This window comes from Kribbella sp. WER1, from assembly GCF_054189145.1.
In genome coordinates this window covers 569755-587984 of record NZ_CM135186.1, presented here as the reverse complement: position 1 = coordinate 587984, position 18230 = coordinate 569755, and the positions used below count along the sequence as shown (strand labels likewise).

Sequence of the window (18230 nt, the reverse complement as noted above, 5' to 3'; positions counted from 1 at the left end):
GACGTCCGGCTACAGGGACGAGGTGCGGGAGAGTTCTGCCCACTCGTTGGTGAGGGCGGTGGCTCGTTGACGCTCCAGGACGGTGGAGATGATGTTGTAGGTGAGGAAGCAGACGAGCAGGGTCACTGCGAACAGCGTCATGCCGAAGATGATGGGGACCACTACGGTGCTCGTCTGCGCGGACGCCTTCGAAACGTAGTGACCGTCGCCGGCGATGGTGATTTGCCGGTCGGTGCCCGGTGGGGTGTCCGCCGGGACCTGGATGAAGCCGGTGCGGAGGTCCCCGGTGGGGGTGGTCCAGCGAGCGGGGGCCGCGAGGGTAGGCGAGACGGGGCCGGAGGAGCCCAGCGGGGACTGCCCGGGGCCGGTGGTGGTCGCCGTGGTCTGGGTGCTGTTCTGCTGGGTGGCGCGGACGTCGTCGACCGTCGAGCGCTGGACGTGCAGCGCCAGGACGGTGATCAGCGGGACGGCGGCCGCTGCGACGAGCGTGCAGGCGGCGAGCACGGCGGCCTGGATCTTGTCGGTCCGGCGGCGGAGCGGATTGGCGCGGAAGAGCCAGGTCCAGCGACGGCGCCCGGGAACGGGTCGGTGCAGGGTCGAGGACGAGCCGTTCATGCGGGCGGTGCTCCTTCCACGGCGTCGGTCACAGGTCGGTCGCGTGCCGGGCGCCTGGTTTCGGGCGAGTCGATGCTGCAGAGTCTAACATTCATGGGATGATTGGATGACCGGCAGTTTCAGGAGGTGGATCATGCCGCTCGCGTCACCGAACCGGACGGGGCTCGTCGATCAGGTCATCACGTCGATGCAGCAGATGATCAGTACGAACGAGTGGCCGATCGGTGAGCGGATCCCGACCGAGCCGGAGCTGGTCGCCGCCCTCGGTGTCGGCCGGAACACGGTGCGCGAAGCCGTCCGCGCCCTCGCGCATTCAGGTGTCCTCGAAGCCCGCCAGGGCGACGGCACGTACGTCCTCGCGCCGAGCGAACTGCCCGCGGTCCTGCGCCGCCGGCTCGAGGAGGCGGAGCTGCGTTCGGTGATCGAGGTACGGCGCGCGTACGAGACGGAGGCCGCCCGGCTCGCGGCGTCCCGGCGTACCTCCGAGGACCTGGAGATCCTCGAGCGCGCGTGTGCGGCCCGCGACGAGGCGTGGCGCGCGGGGGAGATCGAAGGCTTCGTCGAGGCGGATGTCGCGTTCCACCTGGCGGTCGTGGAGACGGCGAAGAACCCGCTGCTCAGCGAGCTGTACGGCGCGTTCGCGGACATGACGCGGGTCAGCGTCGCCGCGGTGATCGGGCCGGAGTTGCACGACGGCAACTACGTCGACCACAGCCAGCTGCTGGCGGCGATCCGGGCGCAGGACGCCGACGCCGCCGTCCGGGCGACCGACTGTTTCCTGCGCGAGATCCTGCCCGGCTGACTACGGCGCCCGCTTGGCCATCGCGTCGAGCGTCGGCCACGGAGGTCCGGCGCGGAGCGCGCGGATGAACTCCTGGCCGAAGAACCTGCCGTTCGGGAACTGGTCGCCGACGTCCCACCGCCAGGCGGCGACCAACGCGAGCACCAGCTCCCGGCAGTCGGCAAGCAGCTGCTGGTCGAGGTCCGGGTAGTGGTCGCAGACCGCCTCCGGAACATGAGCCAGGTCCAACTCGATCGGCCCACGGCAGCACGTCTCGAAGTCGATGAACAGCGGTCCGTACGCCGTGCTCAACAGGTTCCCCGGATGCGGTTCCCCGTGGAGCAGCTGCTCCTCGTGATTGCCGGTCGCCTGCCGCAGACTCTCCAGCCTGCCCATGAGGAACTCGCGGTCCGCGTCGGGCAGTTCCGGTGAGATCTGCTGATCGCCGACGATCTTCAGCGCGGCGGCGATCCGATCCGTGAACCGCGGGCTCGCCAGGTCGACCTTGCGCATGCCGGCGTGCAACCGCGCCAGCGCGTCCGCGAACTCCGGCGGCGCGACCTCGGGCGTCACGGGCTCGTAGTACGCCCACAGCGTCACCGCGAAACCGTCGCGGACATACACGCGCGGCTCCACCCGAGGCTCCAGCGCGGCCACCGGGCTGCCGGCCTCGGCGAGGCGTTGGGCGAGCTCGAGTTCGTACTCCGCGACCTGTTCGGCCAGCGGCGCGACCCGGGCGAACGTGTCGCACGGCGTCAGCCGGACCGCCAGCTTGTTCGAGTTGTGGAGGACCGTGCCGTCGTCGGCACGCAGGCCGAGCGACGTCGCGATCGAGGTTGCGGCCGCGATCGCGCGGGTGATGTCCGACGGCTCCATGGTTTCGTGACGCTACACCTGCGATCCGCTGCTGTCCGTCGAATTTACGCCGGCGACGTACTGCATCGCGCCCATGTTCATCGGGTCCGGATCCAACGCCGCGAGGTTGTTGGTGGCGAGCAAGGATTCGATGGTGGTCGTGGTGAGCGTCCAGCCGGCGGCCGTCAGGTATGAAGCCGCCTCGTTGCGCGGGCCGTAGTACCGGAGGTTGGACATGTCGGTCCTGGTCGGCCAGCTTTGGGCGAGGCCCCGGAGGCCTTGCTTCGTGTCGGCTTCCTCGGCGGCGGTCGGCGTGGGTTTGCTTTCGGTCGCGACGCGGCTGCCGGGTGCGCTGAGCTCGGTGATGGTGTCGAGGAGGCGGTCCTGCGCGTCGGGCGGCAGGTAGCCGAGGAGGCCCTCGGCACTCCACGCCGTCGGTACGGCGGGATCGAAGCCGGCCGCGCGGAGAGCGGCCGGCCAGTCCTCGCGGAGATCGGCTGCCACCGGTTTGCGGTCGGCCGTGGGCGTGGCGCCCAGGGCGGCGAGTGCCTGGGTCTTGAAGGCGATGACCTCGGGTTGGTCCAGCTCGTAGACGATCGTGCCGGGCGGCCAGGGGAGTCGGTAGGCGCGCGAGTCCAGGCCGGACGCGAGGACGACCGCCTGCGTGATGCCCGAGGTCGTCGCGGCGACGAAGTACTCGTCGTAGAACTTGGTGCGGATCTTCGCGACGTCGAGCCAGATCTGCTCGATCGGCACATCGCCGTTCGCCAGCCGGATGATGAAGTCGACGCCGACCGCCTGCACGAGCGGTGCGGCGAACGGATCGTCGAACAGGTACGGCTCCGTGCGGCTCGCGACCGCGCGGGCAGCGGCCGACATCGTGGCCGTCGTACCGACGCCGGACGCTAGGCCCCAGGAGTCGCCGGCGTGCCTGGTGGAAGTCATGCCCGCACTCTAGGTGGCGGCTCCGACACAAAATCGCGGTTGGCTAGGCTGGGCGTCGTTATGGACCGATCCGGGATGCGGCTGCTGATGCGAGGGCTGGCGTTGGTTGCCGCGCTCTTCGCCGTGTGCGCTTTCCACGGCTCGGCGTCGGAACCGCCTGGCGTGTCGGTCGCTGCTGCCCCGGTCCCCGACCTGGTCGGCCCGTTGCACGTCGATCTGAACGAGGTGCCGGCGGCGGTTCCGGACGAGGGACAGCACGCACATCCGGTCGTCGTCATCCTGCTGGGCGGACTGTTGCTCGCGTTCGCAGTTCGCCCGCTGGCGTACGCCCTCGGTGATCTGTGGCGTACGGCGGCCCGTGCCGGCGTGTCCGATCGGCCCCGGTGCACGACTCCTTCGCTGACGAGGCTCTGCGTCCTGCGGACGTGATCCGGCGCACGTCGTGAGTGGCAGCTCGATCGAGCTCGCCACCGCTTCGGCGTACCCGATTCGCCCGCATCCAGAGACTCTTCGGTAAGGACCCACACATGAGCACCAACGCACGGATATCCATCGGGATCGCGGCCGCCTTCGCGGTTGTGGTCGGCGTACTACTTGCCGTCAGCAACCGCTCGGGCGACGACGCGTCCGCCGCGGCACCGGACCAGCTGGTCCGCGCGGACAGCCATCGGCTCGGTACGGCGGCCGACGGGAAGGTCACGTTCGTCGAGTTCCTCGACTTCGAGTGCGAGGCCTGCGGGGCGGCGTACTCGGCCGTCGAGAAGCTCCGCCGGGACTACGCCGGGAAGGTCACCTTCGTGGTCCGGTACTTCCCGATCCCGAGCCACTTCAACGCCGAACGCGCCGCCCGCGCAGTGGAGGCGGCCGCCGCGCAGGGCAAGTTCGAGGCGATGTACCGCACGATGTACGAGACCCAGACCGAGTGGGCGGAGCAGCGGGTGCCCGCGGACGCGCGATTCCGTGCGTACGCCGAGGAACTCGGGCTCGATGTGGTTGCCTGGGACAAGGTCTACACCGCTCCGGCGACCCTGGAACGGATCAAGAAGGACGTCGCCGACGGAGAGGCGCTCGGCGTCACCGGCACCCCGACGTTCTTCCTCAACGGGAAGAAGCTCGAGCCGAAGTCGGCCGCCGACCTGACCGCGAGCATCGATGCCGCGCTCGAGTAGTCCTCGCGGCCTGGCGTGGTTGCTACTGCTGGGCGGCGCGGCCGGGCTGGCGGCGGCGATCGTCCTGACGGTCGAGAAGCTGCGGCTGGTGCGCGACCCGTCGTACGTGCCGTCCTGCAGCATCAACCCGGTGCTGTCCTGCGGCTCGGTGATGTCGACCCCGCAGGCCGAGGCGTTCGGCCTGCCCAACCCCCTCCTCGGCATCGCCGGCTTCGCCATCGTCACCACGGTCGGCGCGGCCCTACTGGCCGGCGCGCAGTTCGCCCGCTGGTTCTGGATCGGACTCCAGCTCGGCACCACGTTCGGTGTCGCCTTCGTCCACTGGCTGATCTTCCAGAGCCTCTACCGCATCGGCGCACTGTGCCCGTACTGCCTGATCGTCTGGGCGGTCACGATCCCGATCTTCTGGTACGTCACGCAGCACACCCTGCGCCGGGTCACCTATCACGCGGTCGTGCTGACCGCGTGGTACGTGCTCGTCCTGACACTGATCACGATCCGCTTCTGGGACTACTGGAGAACGCTCGTGTAGGTCAGTCGCAGCAGCAGCCCTTGCCCTTCCAGGCTTCGAAGCCTTCGCGGACGGCGACGGCGGCGATGACCAGGCCGGCGAGCGGGTCCGCCCAGGACCAGCCGAGCGTGGCGTTCAGCAGCAGGCCGGCGAGGAGGACCGCGGAGAGGTAGGTGCACAGCAAGGTTTGCGTGCCGTCGGCAACGACCGCGTTGGAGCCGAGCGCCTTGCCGGTACGTCGTTGGGCCCAGGAGAGGAACGGCATGACGACGAGGGACGCGATCGCGAGGCCGATGCCCACCGGCGACGTGTCGGAGTGGGTGCCGGCGATCAGGGAGCGCAGCGACTCGAAGGTCACGTAGGCGGCGAGTCCGAAGAAGGAGAGCGCGAGCAGCCGGAGCGCCTGGCGCTCGCGCGTCTCCGGGAGGCGGTGGCGGAACTGCCACAGAATGATCAGCCCGCTGGACACCTCGACGACCGAGTCGAGCCCGAAGCCGACGAGCGCGACCGATCCGGCGGCGGCGCCTGCCGAGATGGCGACGACTGCTTCGACGATGTTGTAGGTGACCGATGCGGCGGCGAGCAGTTGCGCGCGGCGACCCAGCCTGCGGCGCTGCTCCGGGTCGGTGGTCCAGGTGCTCGACGGGGGAGTGAGCTGGATCGGGTCGCTCATTGCGTGGCCGTTCCGTAGACCGGGCAGAGCGCGACGGCGTCGCCGGTGAGCCCGAGCAACCGCTCGGCGGCCGTCAGCAGCTCCAGCGTCGCGTCGGGATGCGTGAGCCGGAACAGCGACGCCCGGCCCTGCGGCCGCGACTCCACCAACCCGCAGTCGCGCAGACACGCGAGGTGTTTCGAGACGGTCGACTGCGCCAGCCCGAGATGCTCGGTCAGCTCGACCACCCGATGTTCGCCGAACGCCAGATGCCGAACGATCGCAAGCCGCGACGCGTCACTGAACCCGTGAAAGAGGCAGGCCGCCACGGAGAGCGCGGCTGTCTCGTCGACTTCACTCATCGCCATACGGCGATGTTATCGCCAATCGCGGGCAGTGGCTAGGCCGGGCGGCGGAAGACGAACCAGCGGAGGGCGCAGTACATGAAGATGCCTTCGCAGAGGCCGGCGGTGATGCGGGAGAGGTGGTACTCGACGCCGACGGCGTTCAGGGCTGTGGTGAGGCCGAGGATCAGGGCGAAGTAGTTGATTGCGACAACGATCGCGTATTTCGTGAGTTGCGGGCCGACCGGTGCGTGTGACCGGAAGTTGAATGCCCGGTTGAGAACGTAGCTCAACGCGAACGCCGAGCAGTACGCGATCGTGATCGCCAGCCACAGCGGGAGCCGTGCCCACGACCGGAGGGCGGTGAGGAGGGCGAGGTCGACGCCGAAGGTGAAGCCGTTGATCAGGACGAAGCCGATCAGGCTCGGTGGGACGATCCGCGAGAGGCTGCCGGGGAGGCGTCGGGCGACCGCGGTCATGGCGGCCGTGAAGCGCTCGCCGGCGGGCGTGGTCTGCGTGTGGGTCGTGGATGCCACGCTCCGAGTGTTGCGGTCCACACAAGTGAGCTTGTTTCCGGGGTGCGGTTACCGCTCGGTTCGCAGTGATCGACGGGCCAGCATCCCGATCGCCAGACCGAGCGACCAGCCGCCGATCGTGTCGGTCGGCCAGTGGTAGTGGAGGTGTACGCACGCCACCGCGACGCCGGCGGACACGACCGGTACGGCCCAGACGGTGAGCTTGTCGAGGCGGGTGCCGGGCGTGGTGAGCAGGGTCACGGCGATCAGCAGCAGCGCGAGGCTGTCGGCGGTGTGGCCGGACGGCCAGGACATGCCGCCGTCCCAGAGGTGGTCGACGTGCGAGCGCGGCGGCGTCCGGCCGACGGCGAGCTTGGTGAGCCAGATCGCGGCCTCGATGATCGCGATCCACACGGCCGCCCGCACCAGTTGCCGGAACGGACGGCGCCGAAGCAGATGCAGTACGGCGGTCCCGACCAGGACGACCGTCAGCACCGCGAAGCCGCCGATGTCCGCGAGCGCCTGCCACCACGCCGACGACGGCTCGCCGGCCGGCCGGGCGACCGGGATCACGTGATGGTCCCAGGACCGCAGTACGCCGATCGTGACCAGGTCCAGCAGGGTCACGACGAACACGAGTACGCCGAGGCCGATCACGAGCCGACTGCTTCTCCGGGTCACACGGATCGAGCGTACGTGATCCCGGACGGTGGCGATCGGCAACTGGTTCAGCTGCGGGTGAGGGCGAGCACCGGTATCGTCCGGATGCCGGTCGTCTTCACCTCGTACTCGGCGAAGCCCGGGTAGCGCCGCGCCTGCTCGGCGTAGATGCGGTCGCGGTCCGCGCCGGTGATCTCGTGCACGGTGACCGGGTGGGTCTCGGTGCCGACCTCGACCGTCGCGGTGCCGGCGGCGGCGAGGTTCGTGTACCAGTCGGGGTTGGTCGGGGCGCCCGCCTTGCTGGCGAAGACGTAGACGGTCTTCGGGTCCGTCTCGTCCGCGAGGTACATCATCGGGGCGACGTACTCCTTGCCGCTCTTCCGGCCGTGGTGGTGCAGGAGGAGCAGCGGCGCGCCTTCGAACGGGCCGCCGACACGGCCCTCGTTCGCGCGGAACTCCTCGATCGTGTGCTGGTTCCAGTCGCTCATACCGAGGTCCAACACGGGCGTCCGGCGCGATATTTCATCCGTTGGTCCGAACCGCGGTGGCCGATTTGGGCACCGCGCACAAGACGGGGCAGCGCCCGGCGCAGGATGCTGGTGCGGACCGAGTCGACGGGGAGGTACTGGTGCTGGTTGCGGACATCGAGCGGCTGGTGCGGTGTGAGTCGCCGTCCGCGGACCTGGCGGCCGTGGCGCGGAGCGCGGCCGTGGTGGCCGAGCTGGGCGCGGAGCGGCTCGCCCAGAAGGCGGAGTACGTCGAAGTCGACGGGCGGACGCACCTCCGCTGGCGGTTCGGGGCGCGGCCGCGGGTACTGCTGCTCGGGCATCACGACACCGTCTGGCCGATCGGGTCGCTGGCGACGCGTCCGTTCGCGGTGCGGGACGGCGTACTGACCGGGCCGGGGTGTTTCGACATGAAGGCCGGGGTCGCGATGATCTTCCACGCGCTCGCGGCCCTGGACGACCTGGACGGGATCTCGGTGCTGATCACCGGCGACGAGGAGATCGGGTCGCCGTCCTCGCGCGCCCTCATCGAGGACGAGGCCCGCGGCTGTGCGGCCGCGCTGATCCTTGAGGCGTCCGGCCCGGGGGGCGCGTTGAAGACCGCCCGGAAGGGCGTCTCGCGGTACGACGTGCAGATCCGCGGCCGCGCCGCCCACGCCGGGCTGGACCCGGAGCGCGGCGTGAACGCGACGATCGAGGCCGCCTACCAGGTGCAGGCCGTCGCGGCGCTCGCGGCCGGTGGGACGACGGTGACGCCGACCCGCCTCGAATCCGGGACCACCGTCAACACCGTTCCGGCCGCCGCGCACGTCGAGGTCGACGTCCGGGTCTGGGACGCCGCCGAGCAGGACCGCGTCGACCGCGCGGTGCGGTCCCTCCAGCCGCACCTGCCCGGCGCCGAGGTGACGGTCGACGGCGGCCCGAACCGCCCGCCGCTGGCACGTGCCGCCTCGAAGGACCTGTACGAACGGGCCCGCCGCCTCGCGGAAGACCTCGGGCTGACCGCACCCGCCGAGCTGGCCGTCGGCGGCGCGTCGGACGGGAACTTCACGGCCGGAGTCGGTACGCCGACGCTCGACGGACTCGGCGCTGTCGGCGGTGGCGCGCACGCGGACGACGAGCACGTGATCGTCTCCGAACTGCCCGGACGGACGAAGTTGCTCACGGCACTGGTCGCCGAGCTGCAGCGGACGGCCGGCCAGGCGTCTCGCGCGGACCGGCAGGCGTCGGCATGACAGAGGTGCTGAACGAGCCGTCGGTGGTGACGATTCGCAGCCTGGAGACGTTGCCGGAGCTGGACGCCGCGTGCGCGTTGTTCGAGCGGATCTGGCGGACCGGCGAGTTCAGCCCGCCGGTCCCGGCCGATCTGCTGCGGGCGATGAGCAAGGCGGGGAGCTACGTGCACGGCGCGTTCGCCGATGACGCGATGGTCGGTGCCTGCGTCGGGTTCTTCGGCGCGCCGGGGCGCGGGGCGTTGCACAGTCACATCACCGGCGTGCTTCCGCAGCGGCGCGGCGTCGGGTACGCGTTGAAGGTGCATCAGCGCGCGTGGACGCTGGCGCACGGTGCGCGGGAGATCTCGTGGACGTTCGATCCGCTGATCCGGCGGAACGCGTACTTCAACCTGGGCAAGCTGGCGGCGGACGCGGTCGAGTACCTGCCGAACTTCTACGGGCGGATCGACGACGCGATCAACGCGGCCGACGACACGGACCGGCTGCTCGCCCGCTGGCGACTGGACGATCCGGCGGTTGTTGCCGCCTGCAACGGTCAGCCGCGGACGGCGGACGCCGGTCCGGGCATCGCGCTGGGGATCACGGCGCTGGGCAGGCCCGCGGGCGGGCAGGTGGACGGGCGCGTGGTGCGGGTCGCCGTACCGCCCGACATCGAGGCGCTCCGGAGTACCGATCCCGCGGCGGCCGCGGAGTGGCGGGTGGCCGTCCGGGACGTGCTCGGCGGGTTGCTCGCCGACGGGGCGCGGATCCGGGGATTCGATCGCAGAGGCTGGTACGTCGTCGACAGGGAGGCCGTGTCGTGAAGCTCGTCGGGGTCGAACTCCGGACCATCGAGATGCCGTTGGTGACACCGTTCCGGACGTCGTTCGGGACCGAGACCGTCCGCGAGGCGCTGCTGGTCCGGGCGGTCACCGACGAGGCCGAGGGGTGGGGCGAGTCGGGGACCAGCCGCGAGCCGTTCTACTCGTCGGAGTACACCCAGGGCGCGGCCGACGTACTGCGGAGCTACCTGATCCCGGCGGTCGCCGGTGTCACGACGGCGCAGCAGGTCGCGCCCGCCACGGCCCAGGTCAAGGGTCATCGGATGGCGAAGGCCGCGTTGGAGACCGCGATCCTGGACGCGGAGCTGCGCGCCCGCGGGATGTCGTTCGGGCAGTACCTCGGCGCGGTCCGGGACGAGGTGGAGTGCGGGGTGTCGGTGGGGATCACCGAGTCGATCCCGGCGCTGCTCGACGCGGTCGCGGCGTACCTGGAGCAGGGGTATCTGCGGATCAAGCTGAAGATCGAGCCGGGCTGGGACGTCGAGCCGGTGCGGGCGGTGCGGGAACGGTTCGGCGACGTGCCGCTGCAGGTCGACGCGAACACGGCGTACCGGCTGAGCGATGCGCGGCAGCTCGCCCGGCTGGACCCGTTCGAACTGCTGCTGCTCGAACAGCCGCTGCCCGAGGACGACCTGCGCGGTCATGCCGAACTGGCCCGGATGATCCGGACGCCGATCTGCCTGGACGAGTCGATCGTGTCGGCCCGCGGGGCGGCGGACGCGATCGCGCTCGGTGCCTGCCGGGTCGTCAACATCAAGCCCGGCCGGGTCGGCGGGCACCTGGAGGCGCGCCGGATCCACGACGTCTGCGTGGCGAACGGCGTACCGGTGTGGTGCGGCGGGATGCTCGAGACCGGCCTCGGGCGGGCCGCGAACCTGGCGCTGGCCGCGCTGCCCGGGTTCGCGTTCCCCGGCGACACGTCGGCGTCCGCGCGGTACTACCGGACCGACATCACGCCGCCGTTCGAGCTCGCCGGCGGCCGGCTCGCGGTGCCGACCGGGCCGGGGCTCGGGGTTGCGCCGCTGCCGGATGTTCTCGACGCGGTGACGGTCCGGACCGAGTGGATCGATCTTGTCGGATCGGACGGATCGTCGGCATAATTTCGTCGCATGCGACAACATCCGGCCGGGTACGGCGGGACTAGCGTCGAGGACGTGCTCGTCCCGACCGACAGCCCCGTGCGGGCCAGCCTGGAGGGCGTCCTCGACGACATCGGTACGACGCTGCTCGACGTGGTCTGCGGCGATCCGGGGCGCGCGGACGATCTCGGCGGGGTGGTGATCCACGATCCACTCGACGAGCAGGTGCTGCCGCGGCAGGCGCTGGTGCTCGGGGTCGGGCTGCACGAGCCGGCGGAGCTGGTCCGGGTGGTGGCCGACGTCGGGCGGCATGGGGCGGCGGCGCTGGTGGTGCGCGCGCCCGTCGTACCGGATGAGGAGTTGGTCGCGGCGGCCGAGGCGGCCGGAGTCGTCGTACTCGGGCTGGCGCGCGGGGCTTCGTGGACGCAGTTGACGTCGATGGTTCGGTCGTTGATCGCCGGGGGAGACGCGGGGGCCGTGGAGGCGCTCGGGGGGATTCCGGCGGGGGATCTGTTCGCGCTGGCGAATGCGATCGCGGCGTTGCTGGATGCGCCGATCACGATCGAGGATCCGAGCACGCGCGTGCTGGCGTTCTCGGGGCGGCAGGAGTCGGCGGATCCGTCGCGGGTGCAGACGATCCTGTCGCGGCAGGTGCCGCGGGAGTACACCCGGATCCTGCGCGAGCGGGGCGTCTTCCAGGAGATCTTCCGGACGGATCAGCCGGTGTTCGTGGCGCCGCTGCCGGAGTACGGCGAGCTGCCGCGGGTGGCGATCGCGGTCCGCGCCGGCGACGAGATCCTCGGCACGATCTGGGCGGCCGTGACCGATCCGCTGCCGCCCGACCGCGAGCAGGCGCTGTGCGACGCCGCGAAGCAGGTCGCCCTCTACATGATCCGCCAGCGCGCCGGCGCCGACGTCGAGCGGCGGTTACGTGCCGACCTCCTCCGCACCGCGCTGGAGAGCGGCCCAGGCTCCGCCGAAGCAATCCGCCGCCTCGGCCTCGCCGACGAACCAGCAGTGGTCCTCGCGGTCGGCCTCCACGACGCCGGGGACGGGCGGAGCGCGGCAGAGTTGGTGGCTGAGCGGAAGCGCTTGGCGGACGCGTTTGCCATGCATCTGGCCGCCGTGCATCCGCGGTCGGCGGCCGGCCTGGTGGGGGAGGTGGCGTACGGCGTGGTGCCGCGGACCCGGGCCGACGAGCAGTCGGCTGCCGAGGATCGGGCGGTCCGGATTGCGTCCGACTTTCTCGGGCGGATCGGGCCGCGGTTGCGACCGTTGGTGGGGATCGGGTCGCCGGTGGCGGACGGGTCGGCGTTGGCGCGGTCCCGCACCGGCGCGGACCGGGCGTTGCGGGTGCTCAGGTCGCGCGGATCCACCCAGCAGGTCGCGCGCGTCGCGGACGTGTACGTCGAGGCGTTGCTGCTCGAGCTGGCCGACCTCGTCCCGCGTGACGACCTGTCGTCCGGCCCGCTCGCGCGGTTGACGGCGTACGACGCGAAGCACCGGAGTCTGCTGGTCGACACGTTGCGGGCGTGGCTCGACGCGTTCGGCGACATCGCGGTCGCGTCCGCGGCGATGTACGTCCACACGAACACCTTCCGGTACCGGCTGCGCCGCGTTGCCGAGGTCGGCGGCATCGACCTGGACGACCCCGACGTACGGTTCGCGATGATGCTCCAGCTGCGGCTGATGACGCTGACGTCACGCTAGCCCGAGGCGGCCGAGCAAGAACGCCAACCACTCGGCGTCCTGCGTCAACGCAACCTCCTCACTCGTCGCCGCCCCATGCCCCGCGTCCTCGAACACGTGCACCAGGATCGGCTCCGGTCCCTCCTGCGCAGCCTGCAACCGCGCCGCGAACTTCCGCGCATGCCACGGCCGGCACCGCGGATCGGTCGCACCCGCCTGCAGATAGACCGCCGGAAACACCCCCGGCTCGATCAGCTGGTACGGCGACAACCCGACCAGCCGCCGGATCTCCGCCGGGTCGTCCGGATCGCCCCACGCCTTGCGGATCACGAAGTCGAGGTACGGATCGCGCAGCCCACCGATCAGGTCGAGCAACGGCGACCGCGGCAGCACCGCCCGCCACAGATCGGGCCGTCGAGTCACGGCGACCCCGCACATCAACCCACCGTCCGACCCACCGGTCAACGCCATCCGCTCCGGCGTCGCCAGCCCGGCAGCGATCAGATGCTCGGCCACCGCCACCAGATCCGAGTCCCGCACACCCCGCCGCTCCCGATGCGCCGCGAGGTACCAGTCCCGCCCGAGCTCACCACCACCTCGCAGATGCGCTTGCACGAAAACCCCACCCGCGGCAACGAACGCGGCCATGTCGCTCTGGTACGACGGCAGGTACGGCACGTTCGCCGCGCCGTACGCCGAGATCAGCACCGGACCACCCGCCGTCCGCCGCACCAACCGGAACGGGATCCGCGCACCGTCCACTGCCGTCGCGTAATGATCCTCGACCACCGCCTCCAGCGTGACCGCCGGCGCCACCAGCTCCTCGAGCCGATCGGCGCCGGGCCGATGACGATACACACCCCACGAACTCGTCAACGTCGAGAACGCGAACACGAAGTCGTCCGGACGGTTGCCCGCGGCAAGGCTCATCAACGGGAAGAACGGCACCGCGACCGCCCCACGCCCCGGCAACGGCACCTCGCCGACGAAGGCACCCGAGTGGTCGACCACCCGGACCCGCGCATACGTGTCGTCGAACTCGCTCAGATACAGGGACGATCCCACCGGCTGTACCGACCGGATCACCGTCGGCCCCTCCGGCACCAGCTCGATCCACTGCGCCGGATCATCCGGTACGGCGGTATCCAGCGGAATCGCCACCAGCCGCCCGCGCGCGGCACCCACGTCGGTCACCCCGACGTACCGATCGCCGACCACATGACCCGCGACCATCCCGTCGCACGCCGTCATGAACGGCCGCCACCCGTCGCCCGACGTCAGGTCGCGCACCGCGACCGGAACCGGGCTGCCCAGCCGGTGACTCGCGACCGCCCACCGCCCGTCAGGCGAGAACTGGATCACCGTGTGCTCGCGCGATCCCGCCCAGATCGGCACCGGCTCGACGGAGGTCTCGCCACCCAGCACATGCCGGAACACGGCCCGCTCGAAGTCGTGCACGCTGCCCGTCAGCGCCGAGAAGAAGAACCCGCGGCTGTCCGGAAACCAGGCCGCACCACCGGTCCACGCATCGTGCAGCACCTGCGTCGGCGCCCCGTCCAGCAACTCCCCGGACACCGCGGATATCAAGCGGATCGTGTTGTTCTCGCTCCCGTCGGTGCACACGCCGATCGCCAGCACCCGCCCGTCGGGCGAGGGCGCGAGCCACGACAGTACGGCGCCCTCCTCGAGCCGATGCAGCACCTGCCCGTCGCCGTACGGCGTGTCCGCGACGACGAGTTCCGTCGTACCGCGGAACCAGCGGCCGGCGGCGTACTTCGGCAGCGGCGGCCGGGAGCCGGCGTCGTACGTCTCGATCAGCTTCCGGGCCGCGGCCGGGTCCTGGCCTGCGTAGCAGATCTCGGTCGCCAGCGAGGCCTGGGCGAGCTGCCAGGCGCGGACCTCGTCGGTGTCGTCCTCGAGCCAGCGGTACGGATCCGGGACGCCGGCCACCTCCTCGACGGCGTCGACGATGCGGCTCGGGGGATAGGCGGTCACGCGGACTCCGGTTCGAACTCGGCCCGGAGCCGTTCGAAGGCGCCGGGGATGCGGTGGACCTCGCGGAAGTGGATCAGCGCGTCGTACGCCGCCGCGCAGTCGGTCGGCACGAACTCGCCGTTCGAGAGCATGCCCTCGGCAACCATGTCTCCGGGCTCGACCAGTGCGATCGGGTGCCCGAGCCGGTCGAGGCGGGCCTCGATACTGTGTGGCGGCGGCACCCGTTGCTCGAGGGCCACGTCGCAGTCGAACGGCCGCGTGCTCCGCTCGGTGAACCGGACCTCCGGACCGGTTCCGTAGGTCGTACCAATGACCACGAGCTCCTGGTCGCCGAGCATCCCGCCGACGGTTGTCCGTCCGAGGAACGGCGTGCGCTGGACGTGGGCGTTGTGTGCGCTGACCACGATGCGGTGTTCGCGTTCCGCGATCCAGCCGACGGTGCCGGCCATGAACACGTCCCGCGGATACGGGCCGCTGACCGGACCGGCCAGCTCCTCGACGAACGCGAGCAGCGAGGCCGCGCACCGGACCGCGATCTCGTCGCCGAGCACGGCCGCCCGATTCTCCAGCCGCGCGAGCCCGTCGAGCAGCCGGAACCGCTCCGCAGGCGGCATCCGGTCCAGCCGGATGGCCGCCTCGGTACGCCCGCCGAGGTCGCTCAGCCGGAGCAGTTCCTCGTCGCCGGGGTGCCGCGGCATCCGCGCCAGACACGCCCGCACGGCGGGCCCGGGCGAGGTGGACGACCCGGGCAGGTCCATCCCGTAGAACCGGACCCGCCCGTTCTGCCGGCGCATCCACTCCAGCTGCCGGCGCATCGGCTCGCACTCCCCGAACCGGTACGTGATCCCGTCCCGCGCGACCGCGTCGACCGGCCCGGTCCCGCCGCGGACCCAGTCCGCGACGGTCAGCCCCTCGGCGTACCCGGACTCCATCACGAACGCCGTGAACCCCAGCTCCTGGACCAGGAAGCGGAAGATCCGGTCCTTGATCCGGTAGAACTCGGTGACGTTGTGCGCACCTTCGCCGAGGGCAACGATCCGGGCGTCGCCGATCAGCTCCCGGAGCCGGTCGAGGTCGCCGAAGTCCGCCTCGGGGTCGACGGTGGCGAGTGGGACGGTCACGCGGTCTCCTCAGTCGTGGAAGTACCAGAGTTCGGGCGAGTACAGGTAGCTGAGCAGCGAGCGGAACGACGACGGCGGCCCGGACAGCGTGTTCTTCCAGACGACGAGCGTGTCCGGGGTCGGCAGGTACAGCACCGGCAGGTCCTTGCCGAGCATCGTCACCTCGGCGCTGAGCGCCTTCGGGTCGGCGCCGAACGTCGACGCCGAGATCAGCTTGTCCGCCTCGGGGCTGCTGTAGCTGCCGAGGTTGAAGCTGCCGGTGGTGTTGAAGAGCGTGTTGCTGCTCGGGTACCCGACGGCCTGGTAGAGCGAGCCGGAGTCGACCATCGCCCACTCGTTCTTCTTGGCCGGCGCGAACGTGTTGCCGTAGTTCTCGTAGATGTAGTTCACGGCCTTGGTCTCGGACTTCACCGTGATCCCGAGCTTCTTCGACGCGGACACGAACGCTACGTCGCGTGCCTCGACGTACGACGGGCTGTTCGCGGCGATCAGGTTGAAGCTGAGGGTCTGCCCGGCGGGGATGCCCGCGCCGCACTGGTCCGGGCCGGTGCCCGGGCGTTCGCAGGTGGTGGTGCCGTCCGGGACGACCTTCCAGCCGTGGTCGGTGAGCAGCTTCTGCGCGGCCGCGGTGTCGTGCGGGTACGGCGGCGTCGTCCCGAAGTCGGGCGGGTACGGCGACCCGACGCCGGCGGTGCTGTAGTTCTCGGTGGCCGCGCCGTTGTAGACGCCGCGGCTCTTGATGTACCCGGGCTGGTCGATCAGGTGCTGCAGGGCCTGCCGGACGTACAGCTGGGCGATCACCTTGTCGAAGTTGTTCGTGGTGTTCTTGAAGTTGATCGTCAGGTAGTCGAGCCGCGCCGGGGCCGGCGCGCCGTACACGTTGTAACCCTGCTTCTTGAGCGCGTCGACCTGGGCGATGTAGCCGGAGTCGAGCATCCCGACGGTGAGCGTGCCGGCCTTGAACTGGTTGAACGTGGCAACGGCCGACGTGAACGTCTTGAAGTCGATCTGGTCGATCCGGGACTCGCCCGGTCCGCTGTACGCCTTGTTCGGCACCAGCGAGTACGACCCGGTCGCGGGGTCGAACGACTTCAGCTTGTACGGCCCGTTCACGATCTGCCAGAGCGGGTTGGTGGTGAACGTCGCCTGCGACTCCGACGACTTGGTCAGGTACTTGTAGATCGCTTGCGCGTTCTTCGGCTGGTGGTAGTCCAGGTGCGGCCCGCCGTCCTTGGCGAGGTTCCACGCCTTCGACGGCAGCACGTAGATCAGCTCCAGCATCGAGAGCAGGTACGACGGGTTGTACGCCTTGGCGAGCTGCATCGTCACGGTCCGCGGGTCGGTGGCGAGGACCGTGAAGCCGTCCGGGAACTGCCCCGGGGTGTAGAAGCTCCAGTTCGCCGGGTCCTCGGCGATCGCGGCCTTCAGCAGCGCGATCGAGAACACGACGTCGTCCGCGGCGACCGGCGTACCGTCGGACCACTTGTAGTCCTTGAGCTTGATCGTCACGGTCTTGCGATCCGGGCTGTACGTCGGCTGCTCGGCCAGACTGAGCTCCGGGTCGACCGGCTTGTCGCCCTCGCTGCTCGCCCGGTACAGCGCGCGCCACAGCAGTCCGCGGGCGATCACGCCGCCGTTCTGTGAGGCGGGCTCGTAGGGGTAGATGTAGTTCGGGTTCAGACCGGGGCTGAGGGCAACGGTCACGGTGCCGCCGGCCTTCGCCTTACCGGCCTCCACGGGCAGCTTGTCGTAGCTGCCGGCGTCCGCCTTCGGGGTACCGCCGCCGGAGCAGGCGGCGGTCAGCATCGCGATCGCGACCGCGGCCGTCAGTACCCGGCCGGAGAGGTTCTTCATGTGTCGCTCCTTGAGGTTCACTGGGCGCCCTGGCCGACGGCGTCACGAAGCGCCTCGGCGAGCAGGTTGAGTGCCAGCACGGTGAGGATGATGCAGGCGCCGACCGGGACCACGAGCCACCAGTAGCCCGACGTGATCGAGGTGACGCCGCCGGCCAGCTGGCCGCCCCAGTCGGTGGCGGGGTAGCGGAGGCCGAACCCCAGGAAGCCGAGCGTGGCGACGATCAGTACCGCGTCGGCGACCTGGAAGGTGATGTTGACGATGATCACGCCGAGGGCGTTCGGGATCAGGTGGGTGAGGATCAGCCGCGGCCGGGACGCGCCCATCGTCCTCGCGGCCAGCACGAACTCGCGGACCCGCAGGACCAGCACTTCGCCGCGGACCAGCCGGGCCGCGACCAGCCAGGAGAACCCGCCGATCACCAGGCTCAACGACCACACGCTGGCGTTGAACCGGGCCGACAGGATCAGCACCACGAACAGGAACGGCACCGACAACCCCACGTCGACGAGCCGCATCAACGCTCCGTCGAGTACGCCGCCCGCGAGCCCGGCGACCGCGCCGTACAGCGTGCCGATCGTGGTCGCGGTGACCGCCGCGAGCAGGCCGATCTGCAGCGAGACCTGGCCGCCGCGCATCAGCCGGCCGAGGACGTCGAAGCCGTTCGTGTCGGTGCCGAGCGGATAGCCGCCGCCCGGCGGCAGGGCCGCGTTGACGATGTCGACGTCGGTCTGGTCGGTGTGGTGGAAGAGTGGTCCGAGGAAGCAGAACCCGACCAGCAGGATCAGGATCAGCCCACCGGCGAGGCCGAGCGGATGGTCCTGCAACCGGAGCCTGGGCCGGGTCCGGGTGACGGCCTCGGCGTCGATGTTCGTCACGGTGG

Annotated in this window: 20 protein-coding genes; 8 read left to right on the top strand and 12 right to left on the bottom strand. The window is 70.5% G+C overall.

The window, feature by feature from the left end; translation table 11 throughout:
- Positions 1-9: 9 nt before the first annotated feature.
- Positions 10-615, bottom strand: coding sequence for an Rv1733c family protein (locus tag ACXJJ3_RS02835; protein ID WP_458168294.1), 606 nt, complete (start codon positions 613-615; stop codon positions 10-12).
- A gap of 133 nt (positions 616-748) precedes the next feature.
- Between ACXJJ3_RS02835 and ACXJJ3_RS02830 the strand changes: the two genes are divergently transcribed.
- The gene (locus tag ACXJJ3_RS02830) at positions 749-1417 is read left to right on the top strand and encodes a FadR/GntR family transcriptional regulator (protein WP_458168293.1); all 669 of its coding nucleotides are present in this window, start codon (positions 749-751) and stop codon (positions 1415-1417) included.
- On the opposite strand, the gene ACXJJ3_RS02825 is transcribed toward ACXJJ3_RS02830, so the two are convergent.
- Positions 1418-2272, bottom strand: a complete 855-nt coding sequence (locus ACXJJ3_RS02825; RefSeq protein ID WP_458168292.1) for a phosphotransferase — start codon at positions 2270-2272, stop codon at positions 1418-1420.
- Between the two features lie 12 nt (positions 2273-2284).
- Positions 2285-3196, bottom strand: a complete 912-nt coding sequence (locus ACXJJ3_RS02820) for a class I SAM-dependent methyltransferase (RefSeq protein ID WP_458168291.1) — start codon at positions 3194-3196, stop codon at positions 2285-2287.
- Between the two features lie 60 nt (positions 3197-3256).
- On the opposite strand from ACXJJ3_RS02820, the gene ACXJJ3_RS02815 reads away from it, so the two are divergent.
- From ACXJJ3_RS02815 to ACXJJ3_RS02805, 3 genes are all read left to right on the top strand, one after another.
- Entirely contained in the window at positions 3257-3625 is a 369-nt protein-coding gene (locus ACXJJ3_RS02815) for a hypothetical protein (protein WP_458168290.1), read from the top strand.
- Positions 3626-3723: 98 nt separating this feature from the next.
- Positions 3724-4365 (top strand): DsbA family protein, encoded by a 642-nt coding sequence (locus ACXJJ3_RS02810; protein ID WP_458168289.1) that lies wholly within the window; start codon positions 3724-3726, stop codon positions 4363-4365.
- Positions 4349-4897 carry a vitamin K epoxide reductase family protein gene (locus tag ACXJJ3_RS02805; RefSeq protein ID WP_458168288.1) on the top strand — a complete coding sequence of 183 codons (549 nt, stop codon included), beginning with the start codon at positions 4349-4351 and terminating at the stop codon, positions 4895-4897. The genes ACXJJ3_RS02810 and ACXJJ3_RS02805 overlap by 17 nt, the downstream gene beginning before the upstream one ends.
- A 1-nt stretch (position 4898) precedes the next feature.
- Here ACXJJ3_RS02805 and ACXJJ3_RS02800 read toward each other — a convergent pair whose 3' ends face one another.
- The 5 genes from ACXJJ3_RS02800 to ACXJJ3_RS02780 are packed head-to-tail and all read right to left on the bottom strand — an operon-like array spanning position 4899 to position 7535.
- On the bottom strand, positions 4899-5549 hold the full coding sequence (locus ACXJJ3_RS02800) for a cation diffusion facilitator family transporter (protein ID WP_458168287.1): 651 nt from the start codon (positions 5547-5549) through the stop codon (positions 4899-4901).
- On the bottom strand, positions 5546-5896 hold the full coding sequence (locus ACXJJ3_RS02795; RefSeq protein ID WP_458168286.1) for an ArsR/SmtB family transcription factor: 351 nt from the start codon (positions 5894-5896) through the stop codon (positions 5546-5548). Before ACXJJ3_RS02795 ends, ACXJJ3_RS02800 begins: the two co-directional genes overlap by 4 nt.
- 32 nt (positions 5897-5928) lie before the next feature.
- Positions 5929-6408, bottom strand: coding sequence for a GtrA family protein (locus ACXJJ3_RS02790; protein WP_458168285.1), 480 nt, complete (start codon positions 6406-6408; stop codon positions 5929-5931).
- 48 nt (positions 6409-6456) lie between these two features.
- Complete coding sequence (locus tag ACXJJ3_RS02785; protein WP_458168284.1) at positions 6457-7068, bottom strand: phosphatase PAP2 family protein; 612 nt, start codon at positions 7066-7068, stop codon at positions 6457-6459.
- Between the two features lie 47 nt (positions 7069-7115).
- Positions 7116-7535 (bottom strand): nitroreductase family deazaflavin-dependent oxidoreductase, encoded by a 420-nt coding sequence (locus ACXJJ3_RS02780; protein WP_458168283.1) that lies wholly within the window; start codon positions 7533-7535, stop codon positions 7116-7118.
- Between the two features lie 140 nt (positions 7536-7675).
- Here ACXJJ3_RS02780 and ACXJJ3_RS02775 point away from each other — a divergent pair, with 140 nt between their 5' ends.
- From ACXJJ3_RS02775 to ACXJJ3_RS02760, 4 genes are read left to right on the top strand one after another with little or no spacing between them, the layout of a single operon-like run.
- Complete coding sequence (locus ACXJJ3_RS02775) at positions 7676-8788, top strand: M20 family metallopeptidase (protein WP_458168282.1); 1113 nt, start codon at positions 7676-7678, stop codon at positions 8786-8788.
- Complete coding sequence (locus ACXJJ3_RS02770) at positions 8785-9591, top strand: GNAT family N-acetyltransferase (RefSeq protein WP_458168281.1); 807 nt, start codon at positions 8785-8787, stop codon at positions 9589-9591. Before ACXJJ3_RS02775 ends, ACXJJ3_RS02770 begins: the two co-directional genes overlap by 4 nt.
- Entirely contained in the window at positions 9588-10709 is a 1122-nt protein-coding gene (gene menC, locus ACXJJ3_RS02765; RefSeq protein WP_458168279.1) for an o-succinylbenzoate synthase, read from the top strand. The genes ACXJJ3_RS02770 and menC overlap by 4 nt, the downstream gene beginning before the upstream one ends.
- 9 nt (positions 10710-10718) lie before the next feature.
- Positions 10719-12398: a PucR family transcriptional regulator gene (locus ACXJJ3_RS02760; protein WP_458168278.1), complete on the top strand. Its 1680-nt coding sequence runs from the start codon at positions 10719-10721 to the stop codon at positions 12396-12398.
- Here the strand turns inward: ACXJJ3_RS02760 and ACXJJ3_RS02755 are convergent.
- The 4 genes from ACXJJ3_RS02755 to ACXJJ3_RS02740 are packed head-to-tail and all read right to left on the bottom strand — an operon-like array spanning position 12390 to position 18225.
- Positions 12390-14372: a prolyl oligopeptidase family serine peptidase gene (locus tag ACXJJ3_RS02755; protein WP_458168277.1), complete on the bottom strand. Its 1983-nt coding sequence runs from the start codon at positions 14370-14372 to the stop codon at positions 12390-12392. The two genes, ACXJJ3_RS02760 and ACXJJ3_RS02755, sit on opposite strands and share 9 nt — an antisense overlap.
- Positions 14369-15493 carry an erythromycin esterase family protein gene (locus ACXJJ3_RS02750; RefSeq protein ID WP_458168276.1) on the bottom strand — a complete coding sequence of 375 codons (1125 nt, stop codon included), beginning with the start codon at positions 15491-15493 and terminating at the stop codon, positions 14369-14371. Before ACXJJ3_RS02750 ends, ACXJJ3_RS02755 begins: the two co-directional genes overlap by 4 nt.
- A gap of 9 nt (positions 15494-15502) precedes the next feature.
- Complete coding sequence (locus tag ACXJJ3_RS02745; protein WP_458168275.1) at positions 15503-17347, bottom strand: ABC transporter substrate-binding protein; 1845 nt, start codon at positions 17345-17347, stop codon at positions 15503-15505.
- A gap of 17 nt (positions 17348-17364) precedes the next feature.
- A complete protein-coding gene (locus ACXJJ3_RS02740; protein WP_458168274.1) occupies positions 17365-18225 on the bottom strand; it encodes an ABC transporter permease in 861 nt (286 codons plus the stop codon).
- Positions 18226-18230 lie beyond the last annotated feature (5 nt).